The sequence below is a fragment of the Paraglaciecola arctica genome (genome assembly GCF_018861065.1).
Taxonomy (GTDB): Bacteria; Pseudomonadota; Gammaproteobacteria; order Enterobacterales; family Alteromonadaceae; genus Paraglaciecola; species Paraglaciecola arctica_B.
In genome coordinates this window covers 35,310-52,418 of record NZ_JAHKQO010000016.1, presented here as the reverse complement: position 1 = coordinate 52,418, position 17,109 = coordinate 35,310, and the positions used below count along the sequence as shown (strand labels likewise).

Below are 17,109 nucleotides of genomic sequence, written 5' to 3'. Positions count from 1 at the left end.
ACTCGATTGAAAGAAACATAACTTAGGTATTTTGTGATTACCGGTTAATTGTTCATAAGTTTTATGTCTTTTTATTGATAAAAATAATAACAGTAAGTGAACACAATGAAAGAAGTCGAAAAAGTGGGCAGTATCGTTATTGTCGGTACTGGCATGACACTTGGTGCACATATTACCCCTATTTGTAGAAGCCATATTGAACAAGCCGATGTGGTATTTACCAGCGCCCATCCTATGATGGAAAAATGGATTCAGACCATGAACTCTGATGTCCGCACGCTGCAAAAATTATACGCGGAAGGCAAAGACCGCCGCATTACCTATCGTGAAATGGTTGATGTTATGATGGCCGAAGTCAGAGCAGGCAAAAAGGTAGTGGGCGCTTTTTATGGTCATCCTGGTGTATTTGCTTGGTCGCCTCATAAAGTAATCGAACAAGCCAGAGAGGAAGGCTACGCAGCACACATGGAAGCTGGCGTATCCGCCGAAGATTGTTTGTATGCCGACCTTGGAATCGATCCTGGTAAAGTCGGCAGTCAAAATTTCGAAGCTAGCCAATTTATGTTTTACCAGCGTAACATCGACCCCTCAGCTTACTTAATCTTATGGCAGGTAGCCATTGCAGGTGACAAATCCATTAAACGCTTTAGTACCGGTAAGGCCTATCGGCAATTATTAGTTGAAATGCTAAATGAATATTACCCACTGGAGCATAAAGTCGCTTTATACGAATGCCCTACCCTAGCATTAGAGCCTCCAAGAATAGATTGGATAGCGCTCAAAGACTTTGCAGAAGCAGATATTTCATTAATTACCACTATGGTTTTGCCTCCGAGTAAAAAAATGCTTAAAAACCAGCAAATTTTAGATAGACTATCGGCGCTCGATAAAAAATTTCAATAACAGTAAGGGATCACCATGACAGCAATACAAATATTAGAAAAATTAGGGGCAGACGCTTCCTTTAATCCTAATAATCTAACGGACTTAAACAAATCAGAGATTATTCAGCTTTCTGAGACAAGTGAACATTTCAATGCAGCGCTTCACCACTCTCCTGCCGAAGAAGATGATGAATCTGAAGATAAAGAACAAGAGGCTGAAGATGATAAATCTGCAAGTTAAATTGTAAATTGAGACTTTGATTGCCTTGAAAGAAAAAGCCAACTTAGTGCTAAAAAAAGCCTTAGTTGTCTTTTTTTGTTTCTGTACCTTTGCTGTTTGCGCACAAGAAAATGCAACGTCTGTACTAAACCACGCAGATAAAATTCGCAGTTCTGACCCAGAAAGACTAAGAAGCATATTAAAAACAATTACACCCAATACCTTGAGTAAGTCAGACAGAGAGTTGTTTGAATACCTTTCAGCGTACAGTTTATCTATGTCGGGTAAACTTACAGATGCTATTTTGTTATTTGAAAAATTAGAAAAAAACGCAGATTTAAATATACGACATAGATCTATTGCGTCACTTATTACAATGTACGCTGGTGTTGGAAAATGGACTGAGGGCTTAGAAAAATTAGTAAATATAAAAGCAAACTTTGAGAAAGTACAGTCACAAGAAACTCGTGAAAATTTACTTTCTACCTTTATTGTTTTTTACAATCATTTAGGTGAGTACAAGTTGGCTCAAAGTTTTGCGAATGATCTCCTAGCAATCACCCAAAATCAAAGAAACAAATGTTTTGCTATGGCGGAGTCACTCTATTCAAAATTGCAGTCTGGACAAAGCCTAACGCAATCAAATTTCGATAGCGCAATTGAAGATTGCAAAGATGCAAACGAAAAGATTTTGGAGACGGGAATCATCTCTTTTCTAGCAGAATATTTTATTAAAAACCGACAGTATTCAGAGGCAATCGAGCTTTTAGAAAATAACATTGCGGATGTTGAAGCGACTAAATATGCACCTATGCTAGCAGCCTATTATGAGTTGCTAGCACAAAGTTATCTTGAATACGGTGATTATGAAAATGCAGAATATAATGCCAACATTATTCTTGAAACTAAAGATCAGCATCAATACCAGCAATCTATTACGACCGCTTTTAAGGTACTAGCAGCCACATCTGAAAAACAGGGAAGTTATGAAAAGGCTTACTACTTTTATAAAGAATACACAGAAGCGCTCAATGTTCAGCTTGATGATAAACTGGCTAAGAACTTAGCTATTCAAAAAGCTGAATTTGATGCAGCTGAAAAGAATGCGCAAATCGCGCTACTTGATAAAGAGAACATGCTTTTAAAGACCCAAGCACTGTTAGATAGCGAGTCCGCCCAAAACAAACGCTTAGCGTTAGCGTTATTGACTATGGTGTTAGTCATGTTTGTTTTATGGACCTATAAAAATCGCCGTAACTATTTGCGAATGCAACACTATGCGCAAACAGATGAACTCACTGGCGTTGCAAACCGCCACTATTTCACACAGCAGGCCAATACCGCTATCAAATACTGCAAACGAACAGATCAACCGGTTAGTTTTATCATATTTGACTTAGATTACTTTAAACGTATCAACGATAGTTTTGGCCATCAAGTTGGTGATACAGCTTTAAAAACCGCAGTCAACGCCGCCAAGCTGGCGTGCCGTAAAAACGATATAGTTGGACGTTTAGGTGGAGAAGAATTTGGTATTTTATTACCGGGTTGTGCTAGCCATTTGGCATCATTTATAGCCGAAAAGTGCCGTAAAGCAATCGAACAAGCCGATTATTCATCTTCTGGACATGAGTTAGAAGTAACCGCTAGTTTTGGTATCGCTGATTCTAGCAATAGCGAATACAATTTCGAAAAACTATTCGCAGGTGCTGATTTTGCCCTATATCAGTCTAAAGATATGGGTCGTAACCGGGTGGTGCAATATCAAAAAGAACCGGCTAGTTTTCATATTTAATATTGCAGGCTAAAGCGTTATTTTTAGTGGTGATGTCCACCCGCGCCATGAGCATGTCCGTGTTCAATCTCTTCTTCAGTCGCAGCCCGTACATCTTCTACTTGAAATTCAAACTGCAAGGTTTTCCCAGCTAAAGGGTGATTGGTATCGACTGTAACCATAAACTTGCCCGCCTTAATTATGGTCACTTCACGTTGCCCTTGTTCAGTATTTACCACAGCCGTCATACCCGCTTTCCATTTCGGCTTCTTTTCGGCACTCATTAAATGTTTCACTGAAATTCGTTGTTCACTATCGGCTTGAATTTCACCAAAAGTTTCAGCTGCTTCTAACTCTGCTTCGAGAACATCCCCTTTTGACATCGACTCTAAAGACTTTTCGATACCTGGCATCATATTGTTATAGCCATGCAAATAGGCAACGGCTTGAGCGTCAAAATTAGATTCTAACTCTTTTCCATCTAAATCTTTGATTCGATAGTGAAATTGTACAACTGTACCTTTTGAAATTTTCATAATATGGTCTTGTAAAATTAAAAATTGAAAGCAAGATCATAACAGAATATCGCTTCGCGTTAGCAAATTTAAACCATAGACGGCAAGATGAGTAGATTAAATTTGCCGTCTTAGTACTATCTAATATCAAAGTTTAAGGTTCTTAATCCATTTCACTGTTAGACAAACAAAGCGTTGCTTTGGCGATACAACTATTAATCAATCTAAAGCGGCAATTTAGAACCCTAGTCGGTTAATCAACTTAATCATCATCAGCGCCAGCCACAATGTTGGCGATGTTCAGCAAACTAGAAACTGCCATATAGTTAATCGATGTTTTTGGATAACGGCCTTTCGTATTATGCACACCCGCTTCCTTATCCATTAACAACGTTAGGGCATCATCAACAGTTTCAACTACACAAATATGGAATTTCTGAGCTTTTACCGCCGCTAATACTTCTTTATCAAGCATAAGATTTACTTGGTTTGACTTGGGAATAATCACCCCTTGTGTGCCAGTCAAACCACGATGTTGGCAAAGCTTAAAGAACCCCTCAATTTTTTCATTTACGCCGCCAACAGACTGCACTTGCCCATATTGGTTAATTGAACCGGTGATCGCTAAATCCTGACGTACAGGAATCTTAGTTAGCGCAGATATAAGCGCGACTAATTCAGCTAATGACGCACTGTCTCCGTCAATGTGTCCATAAGACTGTTCAATAGCAATATTGGCTGACAAGGTTAACGGAAATAACTGCGCATATTTATGGCCCAAGTACCCTGTTAACAACATGACTCCTTTTGAATGACTGGGCTGCCCCAGTTCAACCTCGCGTTCAATATCCACTACACCATTAGCACCAGCGTAAACGGTTGAAGTAATACGTGCGGGGGTACCAAACATACTATCGCCAATTTCCAATACAGTTAGACCGTTGACTTTACCTACGTCTAGACCTTGCGTTGCGATCAATATTTGGCCTTGTTTAATATCGTCTAAAACAGCTTCACTTACGCGACCGGTTCGGTGAGTTTTTGCGGCCAAAGCCGACTCAATATGGGTGACATCAAGCTCTTGGGTTTGTTGCTGTCGACAAAAATATTCAGACTCATGAAGTAACTCAAGTACATCTGAAAAACGTGCAGATAAACGCTGTTGATGTTCTGCAAGCCGCAAACTGTATTCTACAAGGCGGTACATAGCTTTTGCCGAGATACTTTGTAAACCCAGTTCTTGAACTTGAATGCGTACGCGTCCGACAAAATCAAACAACGTTTTTTTGTCTAGTGGAATTTCGTGGTCAAAATCCACTAATACTCTAAACAATTCATAAAATTCATCGTCGTAATCTTGCAAGGTGTAGTAAAGATCTCGCGACCCTAACAAAATAACTTTAACGTCAATAGGTATTTGCTGTGGATTGAGAGTAATAGAATTAACCATTCCTACATCGTGCTGTGGTAAGTCCATTTTTAATGAACCAAACTTAAGCACTAGCTTAAGTGTTTCCCAGGCATAGGGTTGCTCTATTAATTTGTCTACGTCTAGCAGTAAATACCCACCATTCGCTTTATGCATTGCGCCTGGACGGATCATCCGATAATTGGTAAATACCGAACCTTGAATATTGGTATATTCGACTCTTCCAAACAAATTTTGATGGGTAGGATTAGCTTCGTAAATCACTGGAGACCCACTGTTTAACTCGTGGGAGACAATAACATTAGGTAAATATTGTTCCTCTAAAATGGAACGTTTATCGTATTCGTCATGTTTATCGTCTTTTTTATCATCCGCTAATATTTCCACTACAGTTTCCACTAAGTGGGGCTTAAGCTGTCGCAAAAATTTCAAAATGGCCAAGTCAGAAGAATACTTATGTTCTAAATCTTTTAGCAAAGGTTTGATCCCCTGCTCTGCCGTTTCTTTCTTTAATGTCCTGAGCTTTTCAGCTGTCGCTCGTTTCCATTTTGGCAATTCAATTAAGGCTTCGCTTAATTTATCTTCAAGCTCATCAATCAATTGGTAATAGTGTTGCCTTTGCTCGTCGGAAACGTTGGAAAATTCAGCGTCTGAAACGGTTTTACCATTGATAATCGGCGAAAAAGAAATAGTACCGGCGTCTTCACACAAGGCGATACTATGTTGCAACGCTTGTTGCTCAACATCATCAATAGCCTTGTCGTAACCTTGGTCGAATTCACGAGTGATAGCGGCCTTTTTACGCTGGTATCCTGGGTTATCAAATGCTGCCGGAAAAGTGTCTAACAACTCATCAACAAGATTTTCCATTTCTTTGACCAGTTTTTTACTTTCCCCTGCTGCCAACTTTAAAGAATAAGGCTCGCGCTCATCTTCAAAGTTGTTGATATAACACCAATCATCAGGGGTAACGGTTTTACTCACATATTTATCAATAAATTCATGAACTAAAGTAAAACGTCCAGTGGCTTGTTCACCCATCACATAGAGGTTATAACCACGCGCTTCTATGCCCAATCCAAAAGACAATGCGTCACGCGCCCTATCCTGTCCAATAAAAGTGGAATTCAACGCCTGCTCATCTTTTAGTGCTTGATTAATCAAACGCCGGCTAGGTTTTGCAGTCAATTGCTGCAGGTGTAAGGCATATTTGCTTTGCATGTTAAAAGACTTAATTACAACAAATTAGGAATATATCAATTAGTGAAACCTGTATTCATCAGGCTGTCAAACAGATACGAAAAGAATCCAATATAATCTGGATATGTGACTACTTTTAGTACAATTACGACTGAGTTCTCGATTCTGTACACTTAAGCCGTTCAACTATGCCGTTCATCCACGTCTTTCAAATACGCCGTTCACCGCCTAAATATTGTTCATTTAAAAATAAATGACTCAATACATAAAAAAAATTCTGAATAAGCTGGATTTATCACGCATTTACTATTGTTTGCATGGGATACGCTAAGGTATTCTAACAAGCTAAATTTTATCTCATAGTTTAAGGTTGTTTTGACCTTATCCCACTAGTCACGGAAATCTTTGTTAATGGCCGAAAAACAGTATCAACCTCAAGAAATAGAAAAAGAGGTTCAAGCCTATTGGGAAACCCAACAAACGTTTAAAGCGCAAGAAGACCCAAGTAAAGAAAAATTTTATTGTCTTTCTATGTTTCCCTACCCTAGTGGTCGTTTACACATGGGTCACGTTCGTAATTACACCATTGGAGATGTAATTAGCCGCTATCAACGGATGTTAGGTAAAAACGTACTTCAACCTATGGGGTGGGACGCGTTTGGCCTTCCAGCTGAAAATGCTGCTATTAACAATAATACGGCACCGGCTAAGTGGACCTACTCAAATATTGAGTATATGAAAACCCAATTAAAAACCTTGGGATTTGGTTACGACTGGGATCGCGAAATCGCCACTTGTAAAAAAGAATATTATCGCTGGGAACAATGGTTTTTTACGCGTTTGTTCGAGAAAGGGTTAGTGTACAAGAAAAATGCGACCGTCAATTGGGATCCAGTGGACCACACTGTGCTTGCCAACGAGCAAGTAATTGATGGCCGTGGATGGCGGTCTGGCGCATTAGTTGAGCAAAAAGAAATTCCTCAGTGGTTTGTAAAAATCACCGAGTATGCAGAAGAATTGGTCAACGATTTAGAGCAGTTAGAAGAATGGCCAGAGCAAGTTCGTGCCATGCAAAAAAATTGGATTGGTCGTTCAGAAGGCGTTGAAATAACCTTCGAACTAGAAGCCACGGTTGCTGAACAAAATAATTTTGAGGTGTACACCACACGCCCAGACACTTTAATGGGTGTAACTTATGTAGCAGTAGCCGCGCAACATCCCATAGCCTTAGAAGCAGCTAAATCAAACAATGATTTAGCTGCATTTATCGAAGAATGTAAAACCACCAAAGTAGCCGAAGCTGACATGGCCACCATGGAGAAAAAGGGCTGTGCAACGGGTTATTACGCAGTTCACCCACTAACCGGTGACAAAGTTCCAGTTTGGGTAGCTAACTTTGTGCTTATGGGATACGGATCAGGCGCAGTGATGGCGGTACCGGGTCATGACCAACGTGATTGGGAGTTTGCCACTAAATATGGCCTTGAAATCAAACAAGTGATTAAAGGTGATGAGCAAAACACTATCGAGTGTGACCTCTCACAAGCGGCCTTCACTGAAAAGGGCATACTTATAAATTCAGGTGAGTTTGATGGTCTGAATTCAGCTCAGGCGTTTGAAAAAATTGCCGAATCACTCAGTGATCAAGGTAAGGGTAACAAGAAAATCAATTACCGCTTGCGTGACTGGGGTGTATCGCGACAACGTTATTGGGGCAGCCCAATCCCAATGTTAAATTTAGAAAATGGTGATTCGGTTCCCGTACCTAGTGACCAATTACCTGTAGAGTTGCCAGAAGACGTACAGATGAACGGCGTTATTTCTCCCATCAAGGCCGATCCTGAATGGGCAAAAACCGAATTTGAAGGGCAACCAGCATTACGGGAAACCGATACCTTTGATACCTTTATGGAGTCATCTTGGTATTACGCACGTTATTGTAGTGCTCAAAATGAGCAAGCTATGCTAGATCCACAGCAAGCTAACTATTGGTTACCTGTAGATCAATACGTGGGCGGTATTGAGCATGCTATTTTACATTTGTTGTACTCACGCTTTTTCCACAAATTGATGCGTGATGAAGGTTTAGTCCAATCTGACGAACCCTACAAGCGTTTATTGTGTCAAGGAATGGTGTTAGCCGATTCATTTTACCGTGAAGACGAAGCAGGGAAAAAAGTCTGGTATTCCCCTGCTGATGTAGTCAGTGAAAAGGATGATAAAGGTCGGATTATCAAATCGGTATTAAGATCAGACGGACAAGATGTTATTCATCACGGCATGATCAAAATGTCAAAGTCCAAAAACAATGGCATCGACCCACAACAAGTTATTGATTTATACGGTGCAGACACCATTCGTGTGTTTACCATGTTTGCCGCTCCTCCAGAACAAACGTTGGAATGGATAGACTCTGGAGTTGAAGGTGCCCATAGGTTTGTAAAACGCCTTTGGACGCTAGTACAAGAGCATATCGAAGCTGGTGAAACAGTTGCCGTGGATAAAGCCAATTTATCTGGCCAGCAAAAAACACTTAGACGTTTAATTCACAAAACCATAGAAAAAGTCAGTGATGATATTGGTCGTCGTCAGACCTTTAACACCGCTGTTGCTGCCACAATGGAATTGCTTAATCACTTACAAAAAGCAGATAAAACATCTGAACAAGATTTAGCGGTTATGCGCGAAGGTATAAATGCAATGGTATTGCTACTTGCGCCTATCGCTCCGCACATTTGTCATGTGATGTGGAAAGACTTAGGTCATTCTAATGAAGTTGAAACCGCTCCTTGGCCTGTGGCTGAAGCTGACGCTATGGTTGAAGATGAAAAACTGGTTGTTGTACAAGTAAACGGCAAAGTCAGAGCTAAAATAACAGTTGCAGCAGACGCTACAAATGAACAAGTCGAAAGCTTAGGCTTAGCTGAACAAAATGTGCAGCAACATATAGACGGCAAAACTATCCGCAAAGTTATTTATATACCGGGTAAATTACTCAACATAGTGGCAAATTAAGGTGTTCAAAACCTTAGGCTTAAAAATCTGCGTCCTTGCTATTGTAATGTCAATAGCAGGATGTGGGTTTAAGTTACGTGGCGACTATGGTCTTCCGGTTGGAATCGAACAACTGCAATTATTGGCCATTCAGAAAAACACGCCTCTTTATCGCGTGTTATGGAAACAACTTCAAGGTTATAAAATCGATGTTTTGGATAACACAGCCAGTGTTGGTCAACTCGAATCAGAAATAGATGCGATTGTTTATTTAACCTCAGACAAACTTGAAAGGCGTTTGTTGTCGTTATTTTCGACGGGCCAAGTTGCGGAATATGAATTGGTGTACACCATAAAATATCAAATCCAATTTCCCGCTCAAGATCCTCAAGAAATGGAGTTCGATGTCACCAGAGAATATCAAGACGACCCTGATGCTGTATTAGCAAAGTCACGTGAATTGGACTTAATCCAAAACGAAATGCGTCAAGAAGCCGCCAATCGTATCATTCGTCAAATAGCCAGTTCTCATAGTAGCTGGCGACAAACAAAAGGTGACTAATGCAGGTTTATCCAAACCGATTTAGTGTTGACGCGTCTGCGCAACTGAAACCCTTTTATCTAATTTTTGGTGATGAACCTCAACAGAAACTTGAATGTATAGAAATCATTAGAGTTGCTGCGCTTGCCCAAGGTTTTGATGAACGCCAATCTTTAGTAGTTGACCAGCAATTTAGCTGGGATACGCTAATTGAAGCCACACAAACCTTATCCTTGTTCTCAAATAAACAGCTCATCGAGCTTGAGTTACCCACCGGAAAACCTGGAGCGGAAGGAAGTAAAGTTTTAGCTGCCATCGCACAAAACGTTAACCCCGATGTATTGATAGTGATACACGGAGGCAAGATTGGCAAAGATGTTCAAAACACAAAATGGTTTAAAGCGGTGGATAAACAAGGGATTTATGTACCTTGTTACCCATTGGAGGGCAATGCCCTGTATCAATGGTTAAATAACCAAATGCGACAAGCAGGCATGCAGCCATCACAACAAATTTCTCAATTGTTAGTCGACTATTGTGAAGGTAACTTACTTGCTGCCAAGCAAGAGATTCAAAAATTGATATTGCTCTATCCACAAGGTAACCCAAGCTTAGAGCAAGTTGAAGAAGCGGTAGTCGATCAATCTAGGTTTACTGTGTTTCATTTAATCGACGTATTGCTCGCAGGAGAAGCGCAAAAGGCGATCAAAATGCTTTATCGTTTGGAAAGCGAAGGCGTAGAACCTAATATTATCGTGTGGGCATTAACTCGCGAGTGGCAAACTCTGCAATCTTTATTATTCGAGCGCCAACAGGGTAAAACAATCAATTGGAATCAACATCGTATTTGGAAAAATAGGCAACCTTTTTATCACTCAGCATTACAGCGGTTATCCTTAGAGCATATGCAGGCGTTACAACAAAAACTCACTGAGTTTGATATTGCAATTAAACAATCTCAGGTAGTTCGTCCTTATGTGGAGCTGTGCCATTTATGTTTATTATTTATCCCATGCTCGTTGCATAACTTGCCTCTAGATTATGGCTCTTTAGACTAGTGTGTTCATGAAACTTACTCCTCCTTTAGGTATTTTTGGCGGTACATTTGACCCCATTCACAATGGGCATATATTTCCTGTAATAGAGGCTGCAGAAAAGACCAATATTACAAAGATTGCCTTAATGCCGTGTTATATTCCCAGTCATAAAGATCCTGCCACAGCTAGTAGCGAAGACAGGCTCAAGATGGTGAAATTAATTTGCGGCCAGTATCCTCTTTTTTATGCTGACTCGAGAGATATTAATCGTGGCAAACCCACATTTAGCGTCGACTCCTTAACAGAAATACGCCAATCGATGCCCACAACTCCACTGTGTTTCTTCATAGGCACAGATTCGTTGCAAAACTTGTTTACTTGGCACAACTGGGAAAAACTATTTTCGCTCTGTCATTTTGTTGTATGTAGTCGCGACGGAGAAACCTTAAACGCTATAAATACCTATTCAGACGCGCTACAAACACTGTTAAAAAAGAGACAAGTAACCGATCCGATTGCGTTGCATAATAGTCTCGCTGGATATATTTACCTTGCCAATACCCAAACTTTAACAGTGTCATCCACTGAAATAAGAAAACAAATCTTTAATAATCAATCAGTTGAAAAACTTTTACCCTCTAAAATATTAGATTACATTCAGCGCCATAAGCTCTATCAGCCACATACTGATTTCTGTTAAACTATGTCAAACTCATACTGTGTAAATTTCAACCAAAAGGAAAACCTTTGGATCACCAACAATTAAAAGCGTTTGTAATAGAAAAAGTCGAAGACTTAAAAGGCCGCGACATAATCGATATTGATGTCGCTGAAAAATCCTCAGTTACCGAAACTATGGTAATTTGCTCAGGTAACTCTAAACGTCATGTTATTTCGATTGCCGAAAATGTGGTAGTTGAAGCCAAACAAGCTGGTAGTGCACCTTTGAGTATTGAAGGCCGAGAAACTGGCGATTGGGTATTAGTGGACCTAGGTGATGTGGTTTTGCATGTAATGCAAGACGAAGCTCGAGATTTCTATCAGTTGGAAAAACTCTGGGCCTAAGTCTGTGCGTATACAAATGATTGCAGTGGGCATGAAAATGCCTAAATGGATTGAACAAGGTTTTTCAGAATATTGCAGACGTTTTCCTGCTGATATGCCTTTGCAACTAACCGAAATCGCCGCAGGGAAACGAGGCAAAAATGCTGATATTAAACGTATTTTGCAAAAAGAAGGTGAGTTGACTCTTGCTGCTATTCCAAGGGGCAATAGAGTCGTCACTTTAGAAGTAACCGGTGCACCTTGGGACACTCCTAAACTCGCCAAGACCATGGAAAGCTGGCAAATGGACGGTAGAGATGTCAGCTTATTAATTGGCGGGCCAGAAGGATTGGCTCCCGAGTGCATAAAAATTGCGGAACAAAAGTGGTCATTGTCGAGCCTTACCCTACCTCACCCCTTGGTACGCATCATTGTTGCAGAAAGTCTGTATCGGGCTTGGTCAATTAATAACAATCACCCCTATCATAGAGAATAAACTTGCCTAATCCGCGTATCCTCATCAAAGACCATTCAGCGGAAGCCAACCTTTTTGCAAGGCGCACCTTTATTGGCCTCTTAGTGGTTTTTGTGATGGTCGCCATGGTATTGACAAATTTGTATTATTTGCAAGTCAGTCGCTTTGAAGATTATCAAACTCGGGCAAACGGAAACCGTATAAAAGTTCTACCCGTCGCGCCAAACCGCGGATTAATCTACGACAGAAATGGCATTTTATTGGCCGAAAACCGCCCGGTATTCAGTTTACAAATTATCCCAGAAGAAATTGATGATCTAGATATCACTATCCAAGAACTCAGTGATTTATTAGAAATCGATGACGAGGATGTCAGTGACTTTTATAAAGATTTAAAAGGGAATAGACGTTTCAAACCGGTTAATTTAGTCAACCGCCTAACGCCTAAAGAAGTCGCGCTATTTTCAGCAAAACAGCATAATTACCCAGGCGTATCCGTCGAAGCTAGGTTAGCGCGATACTACCCCTATGGAAGCGCCCTTACCCATGTATTAGGTTATGTAGCGAAAATAAATAAAAAAGACCTACAGAAACTCAGTGAAGCGGGATTTGAAGCCAACTATGCGGCCACCTACGACATCGGCAAACGTGGCATAGAAAAATATCATGAAGAAATGCTTCACGGCGAAGTGGGTTTTCAAGAAGTGGAGGTCAATAATCAAGGTAGAATTATTCGCACTTTGAACTTCAGCCCTCCAACACCTGGTCAAGACATCGTTTTAAACATTGATATGAATTTGCAATTGGAAGCCGAAAAAGCCTTTGATGGCAAAAAAGGCACAGTCGTTGCCATCGATCCCAAAGATGGAGGCGTGTTAGCTTTATATAGTAGTCCAAGCTACGACCCTAACCTTTTTGTACATGGCATCAGTAGTAAAAATTATAAAAAATTACTCACCACTGACCGACCACTATTTAATCGTGCTACCCAAGGGCAATATCCCCCAGCTTCAACCGTTAAACCGTTATTGGCATTAGCGGGACTCGAAGAAAAAGTCATTACACCAGAGAGTCGTATTTACGACGCAGGTAAATACCAGTTAAAAAATGTTGAGCGAATATGGCGAGACCATAACCCTTGGGGGCATGGCTGGGTGGATGTAACTAAAGCGATTGAAGTATCCTGTGATATCTACTTCTATGATATGGCGTATAAATTGGGCATAGATCGCATCAGTGAAAGTATGAACGAATTTGGCTTTGGTGATTACACGGGTATTGATTTACATGAAGAAGCGGATGGTATCATGCCCAGTAGAGGCATAGTCAAAGCCTTATTTAATCGCCCTTGGTACATAGGTGATACCATCAACATAGGAATTGGGCAAAGCTATTGGACGGCGACACCGGTTCAACTTACCCAGGCGATAGTGACTTTAGTTAATAAAGGCAAACGTATTATCCCACAGATTATCCGCGGTAATATGCAAAACGATGAAGTCATATTACAAGGAATAAGAGAAAGGCGCCCCATTGCGATGAAAGACGAACACAACTGGGATGTCGTATTAGATGCAATGTACGGAACAGTTAATCGAAAAGGCTCGGCGCGCAAAGCATTTAGAGGTGCTCATTACATATCAGCAGGAAAAACAGGTACAGCGCAATTAGTTACTATCGCACAAGACGAAAAATATGATGCCGAAAAACTCTCTAAGAAAAACCGCGATAACGCAATGTATGTGGGGTACGCTCCCTATGACGCCCCTCAGATTGCGGTCACAGTTGTGTTAGAAAATGCAGGCCACGGCGGCGCTGAAGCGGCCCCGATTGCGCGTAAAATGATGGATAATTTTTTCAGAGACCAAACATTTCCAGAACATCAAGTAATCGAGCATCTAGGGCAAGAATCAGAAAACGCAGAGACAACAGAAGCCGAGGTGCAACCTTGATGCTTAGGACCAAACTGGCACCAAACAACCGTTCATTTTGGGATAGAATACATTGTGATGTATTACTATTATTAGGACTTTTAGTGCTGATGGTGGTAGGACTGGTCACTATTTATTCTGCTGGCGGCCAAGACTTAGGGCTAATTCAAAGGCAACTAACACGCCTTGCGGTGGCTTTAGGTGTGATGTTGATTGTGGCTCAAATTCCGACCATGACCTATCAAAAATTATCGGTTTATTTTTACGTCATTGGTGTCGGCATGTTAATTGCCGTATTGGTCATTGGGGTGTCTAGTAAAGGGGCTCAGCGTTGGTTAGATCTAGGGGTATTTCGCTTTCAACCATCTGAAATAATGAAATTAGCGGTACCTATGATGGTCGCTTGGTATATCAGCCGCTTTAATTTGCCGCCCAAAACTTGGCATATACTAGTGGGCTTTGTTTTAGTAGGCATTCCAACTCTATTAATTGCTCGTCAACCAGATTTAGGCACCTCGCTGTTAATCGCAAGTTCTGGCGTATTCGCCTTGTTTTTAGCAGGTATGAGTTGGCGCTTTATCTCTTTTGTTGCGATTGCTACCTCTGCTTTTACACCTATTATGTGGATCTTTTTGATGAAGGATTATCAAAAACAAAGAGTCTTAACCTTTCTCAATCCAGAATCTGATCCCCTTGGCTCGGGTTATCATATTATTCAATCTCAAATAGCCATTGGTTCTGGTGGAGCCCAAGGAAAAGGCTGGTTGCAAGGCACACAATCACAACTAGAATTTTTACCAGAACGCCATACTGATTTCATTTTTGCTGTGTTCAGCGAGGAATTTGGTTTTTGGGGTGTCGTTGCACTATTAGCAATTTATGCCTTTATTGTGATTCGAGGCATGTTAATAGCAGTTAAGGCCCAAGATGCATTTAGCAAGATCTTAGCGGGTAGTATCACCCTGACATTTTTTGTTTATGTTTTTGTTAATATGGGCATGGTTTCTGGTATTTTACCCGTGGTTGGAGTGCCTTTACCTTTGGTGAGTTACGGCGGTACGTCTATGGTCACCCTGTTAGCTGGTTTTGGTATTTTGATGGCCATTAGTACTCAAAAAAGAATTATGTCGCGAGAATAATCAGGGTTCGAAGTCCCTACGCATTTAAGTTAAGTAAAAGACTTAACCTATAAGGAGAAACCATGCATTTGTTTAGATCTGTTTTGTTATTAAGCCTTTTCCTCACGGGTTATGGTGTGCATGCAACACCATCGGAATTACAACAGCAATTCGTTGATTTAATGGTCGAAAAACATCAATTTAGTCGCGATACAATTGAGTCGACTTTAGCCAAGGCCAATAAAAATGAAACGATTCTCAAGTCCATTGCAAAACCTTGGGAGGCTAAACCTTGGCATAAATATTATCCTATATTTCTAACTGAGAAACGTTTAACAAAAGGTCTAGAGTTTTGGGAAACCCATCAAGCAACCTTAGCTCGCGCTGAGCAGGAAAGCGGCGTACCAGCAGAAATTATTGTCGCTATCATTGGTGTTGAAACTTTCTATGGAACCTATATTGGCAAATACTCTGTTCTCGATGCTCTGGTTACTTTAGGGTTCCATTACCCGCCTCGGTCTAAATTTTTTCGTAGCGAACTAGAACAGTTATTTTTGCTTGCAAAAGAAGAGAATTTTGAAATCACCGAGCTTAAGGGGTCCTATGCTGGGGCTATGGGATGGGGTCAATTTATCTCTTCGAGTTATCGTCACTATGCGGTAGATTTTGATGGAGACGGGGTAAGGGATCTATTAAACAATCCTGATGACGCCATAGGTAGCGTCGCAAACTATTTCAAGAAGCATCGTTGGCAAGCCAACTCTGATATCGCATTTAAAGCACAAGTGAGTGGAAGCCAACATTCCAAGTTGTTATCAAAGTCTTTGAAGTACACTCATAAATGGTCGCAAATTCAAGCGGCAGGCGTCTCAGTAGCAGAGACTCATTTAAACAAAGATGAAAGTGTTAAATTATTCGAGTTTGAACAACCCAACAGCAAAGAGTATTGGGTTGGGTTACCTAACTTTTATGTCATTACCCGTTATAACCACAGTCCATTATATGCCATGGCAGTATTTCAATTTAGCCAACAACTTAAAGAAGGCTTCAACCCAGCAACCATAGCTAGAATCGACGATTAATTTAGCCATGAGAACACTTCGTCATCGTTTAGGTTTCGTGTTATTAATGATCGCTGTTTTTGGATGCGCCCCAAAAGGGCGTTATTATCAACACCAAGATTCCGCTCCCAAGGTCATCCCCAAAAAAGTAACAAGTTTGGATGCCGTGGCTAAATACGAGTCATACGCAAAAGCTAACATGCGTCCGTATACCGTTAGAGGGATTAGATATCAGCCACTGACTACAGGAAAAGGATTCAGCGATAAAGGTGGCGCCAGTTGGTATGGCCAAAAATTCCACGGCCACCTCACCTCCAATGGTGAAACCTACGATATGTACCAGATGTCAGCCGCTCACAAAACCCTACCCTTACCTTCTTATGTAAGAGTCACCAACTTAAAAAATGGTAAACAAGTAGTAGTTAGAGTTAACGACAGAGGACCGTTTCACAGAGGACGAGTAATAGATGTATCCTATGCCGCTGCGCTGAAACTCGACATGTTAAAGACAGGTGTAGCACAAGTGAAAATCGACGTTATTCACGTTGACCAAGAAGGCAACATCACTGTAGGTCGCAATCCCATTATTAAAAAACAGTCAAATAACGATCAACAACTCTTTATTCAGGTTGCCGCCTTACAGAACAAAGACCGTGTAGAAAAATTAGCCGCAACCTTAACAACTTTGTACGAGCGTCCGTACCAAACGAAATTTGAAAAAGGTATTTACAAATTGCATCTCGGGCCAATATCAAATGAGCTTGAAGCTGATACATTGCTCAACATACTTAAAAGCAATGACTATCCTGGCGCCTATAAAATTTACTTAGATTGAAGCCACTGCATAGATAAACTTAAACTTTTTGTATAAATTTAAGTCTCACAT

15 protein-coding genes are annotated in these 17,109 nt (G+C 40.7%); 13 read left to right on the top strand and 2 right to left on the bottom strand.

Annotation, left to right across the window (positions count from 1 at the left end; all coding sequences use genetic code 11):
* Positions 1-105 precede the first annotated feature (105 nt).
* From KO534_RS06225 to KO534_RS06215, 3 genes are read left to right on the top strand one after another with little or no spacing between them, the layout of a single operon-like run.
* The gene (locus KO534_RS06225; RefSeq protein WP_215928527.1) at positions 106-903 is read left to right on the top strand and encodes an SAM-dependent methyltransferase; all 798 of its coding nucleotides are present in this window, start codon (positions 106-108) and stop codon (positions 901-903) included.
* Between the two features lie 15 nt (positions 904-918).
* Positions 919-1,125, top strand: a complete 207-nt coding sequence (locus KO534_RS06220; RefSeq protein ID WP_215928525.1) for a hypothetical protein — start codon at positions 919-921, stop codon at positions 1,123-1,125.
* 25 nt (positions 1,126-1,150) lie between these two features.
* The gene (locus KO534_RS06215) at positions 1,151-2,899 is read left to right on the top strand and encodes a tetratricopeptide repeat-containing diguanylate cyclase (protein WP_215928523.1); all 1,749 of its coding nucleotides are present in this window, start codon (positions 1,151-1,153) and stop codon (positions 2,897-2,899) included.
* Between the two features lie 23 nt (positions 2,900-2,922).
* Here KO534_RS06215 and KO534_RS06210 read toward each other — a convergent pair whose 3' ends face one another.
* Together KO534_RS06210 and KO534_RS06205 are read right to left on the bottom strand one after the other, a co-directional pair.
* Complete coding sequence (locus KO534_RS06210; protein WP_215928521.1) at positions 2,923-3,414, bottom strand: FKBP-type peptidyl-prolyl cis-trans isomerase; 492 nt, start codon at positions 3,412-3,414, stop codon at positions 2,923-2,925.
* A gap of 241 nt (positions 3,415-3,655) precedes the next feature.
* The gene (locus KO534_RS06205) at positions 3,656-6,043 is read right to left on the bottom strand and encodes a Lon protease family protein (RefSeq protein ID WP_215928519.1); all 2,388 of its coding nucleotides are present in this window, start codon (positions 6,041-6,043) and stop codon (positions 3,656-3,658) included.
* 390 nt (positions 6,044-6,433) lie between these two features.
* On the opposite strand from KO534_RS06205, the gene leuS reads away from it, so the two are divergent.
* The 10 genes from leuS (at position 6,434) to KO534_RS06155 (ending at position 17,058) form a co-directional block, all read left to right on the top strand.
* Positions 6,434-9,037 carry a leucine--tRNA ligase gene (gene leuS / locus KO534_RS06200; RefSeq protein WP_215928517.1) on the top strand — a complete coding sequence of 868 codons (2,604 nt, stop codon included), beginning with the start codon at positions 6,434-6,436 and terminating at the stop codon, positions 9,035-9,037.
* A 46-nt stretch (positions 9,038-9,083) separates the two neighbouring features.
* Positions 9,084-9,578 carry an LPS assembly lipoprotein LptE gene (lptE, locus tag KO534_RS06195; RefSeq protein ID WP_252731988.1) on the top strand — a complete coding sequence of 165 codons (495 nt, stop codon included), beginning with the start codon at positions 9,084-9,086 and terminating at the stop codon, positions 9,576-9,578.
* On the top strand, positions 9,578-10,615 hold the full coding sequence (holA, locus tag KO534_RS06190) for a DNA polymerase III subunit delta (RefSeq protein ID WP_215928513.1): 1,038 nt from the start codon (positions 9,578-9,580) through the stop codon (positions 10,613-10,615). Before lptE ends, holA begins: the two co-directional genes overlap by 1 nt.
* A 7-nt stretch (positions 10,616-10,622) precedes the next feature.
* Positions 10,623-11,294 (top strand): nicotinate-nucleotide adenylyltransferase, encoded by a 672-nt coding sequence (nadD, locus tag KO534_RS06185; RefSeq protein ID WP_215928511.1) that lies wholly within the window; start codon positions 10,623-10,625, stop codon positions 11,292-11,294.
* 47 nt (positions 11,295-11,341) lie between these two features.
* Positions 11,342-11,659, top strand: a complete 318-nt coding sequence (rsfS, locus tag KO534_RS06180; protein ID WP_215928509.1) for a ribosome silencing factor — start codon at positions 11,342-11,344, stop codon at positions 11,657-11,659.
* Positions 11,660-11,663: 4 nt separating this feature from the next.
* Positions 11,664-12,134: a 23S rRNA (pseudouridine(1915)-N(3))-methyltransferase RlmH gene (rlmH, locus tag KO534_RS06175; protein WP_215928507.1), complete on the top strand. Its 471-nt coding sequence runs from the start codon at positions 11,664-11,666 to the stop codon at positions 12,132-12,134.
* 2 nt (positions 12,135-12,136) lie between these two features.
* Complete coding sequence (mrdA, locus tag KO534_RS06170) at positions 12,137-14,065, top strand: penicillin-binding protein 2 (protein ID WP_215928505.1); 1,929 nt, start codon at positions 12,137-12,139, stop codon at positions 14,063-14,065.
* The gene (gene rodA / locus KO534_RS06165; protein ID WP_215928503.1) at positions 14,065-15,183 is read left to right on the top strand and encodes a rod shape-determining protein RodA; all 1,119 of its coding nucleotides are present in this window, start codon (positions 14,065-14,067) and stop codon (positions 15,181-15,183) included. Before mrdA ends, rodA begins: the two co-directional genes overlap by 1 nt.
* 62 nt (positions 15,184-15,245) lie before the next feature.
* A complete protein-coding gene (mltB, locus tag KO534_RS06160; protein WP_215928501.1) occupies positions 15,246-16,244 on the top strand; it encodes a lytic murein transglycosylase B in 999 nt (332 codons plus the stop codon).
* 7 nt (positions 16,245-16,251) lie between these two features.
* Entirely contained in the window at positions 16,252-17,058 is an 807-nt protein-coding gene (locus KO534_RS06155; protein WP_215928499.1) for a septal ring lytic transglycosylase RlpA family protein, read from the top strand.
* Positions 17,059-17,109: the final 51 nt, after the last annotated feature.

Coding starts and splice junctions, on each gene's coding strand:
- KO534_RS06225 (WP_215928527.1), top strand. CDS start 106: ATGAAAGAAGTCGAAAAAGTGGGCAGTATCGTTATTGTCGGTACTGGC.
- KO534_RS06220 (WP_215928525.1), top strand. CDS start 919: ATGACAGCAATACAAATATTAGAAAAATTAGGGGCAGACGCTTCCTTT.
- KO534_RS06210 (WP_215928521.1), bottom strand. CDS start 3,414: ATGAAAATTTCAAAAGGTACAGTTGTACAATTTCACTATCGAATCAAA.
- KO534_RS06205 (WP_215928519.1), bottom strand. CDS start 6,043: ATGCAAAGCAAATATGCCTTACACCTGCAGCAATTGACTGCAAAACCT.
- leuS (WP_215928517.1), top strand. CDS start 6,434: ATGGCCGAAAAACAGTATCAACCTCAAGAAATAGAAAAAGAGGTTCAA.
- lptE (WP_252731988.1), top strand. CDS start 9,084: ATGTCAATAGCAGGATGTGGGTTTAAGTTACGTGGCGACTATGGTCTT.
- holA (WP_215928513.1), top strand. CDS start 9,578: ATGCAGGTTTATCCAAACCGATTTAGTGTTGACGCGTCTGCGCAACTG.
- nadD (WP_215928511.1), top strand. CDS start 10,623: ATGAAACTTACTCCTCCTTTAGGTATTTTTGGCGGTACATTTGACCCC.
- rodA (WP_215928503.1), top strand. CDS start 14,065: ATGCTTAGGACCAAACTGGCACCAAACAACCGTTCATTTTGGGATAGA.
- mltB (WP_215928501.1), top strand. CDS start 15,246: ATGCATTTGTTTAGATCTGTTTTGTTATTAAGCCTTTTCCTCACGGGT.
- KO534_RS06155 (WP_215928499.1), top strand. CDS start 16,252: ATGAGAACACTTCGTCATCGTTTAGGTTTCGTGTTATTAATGATCGCT.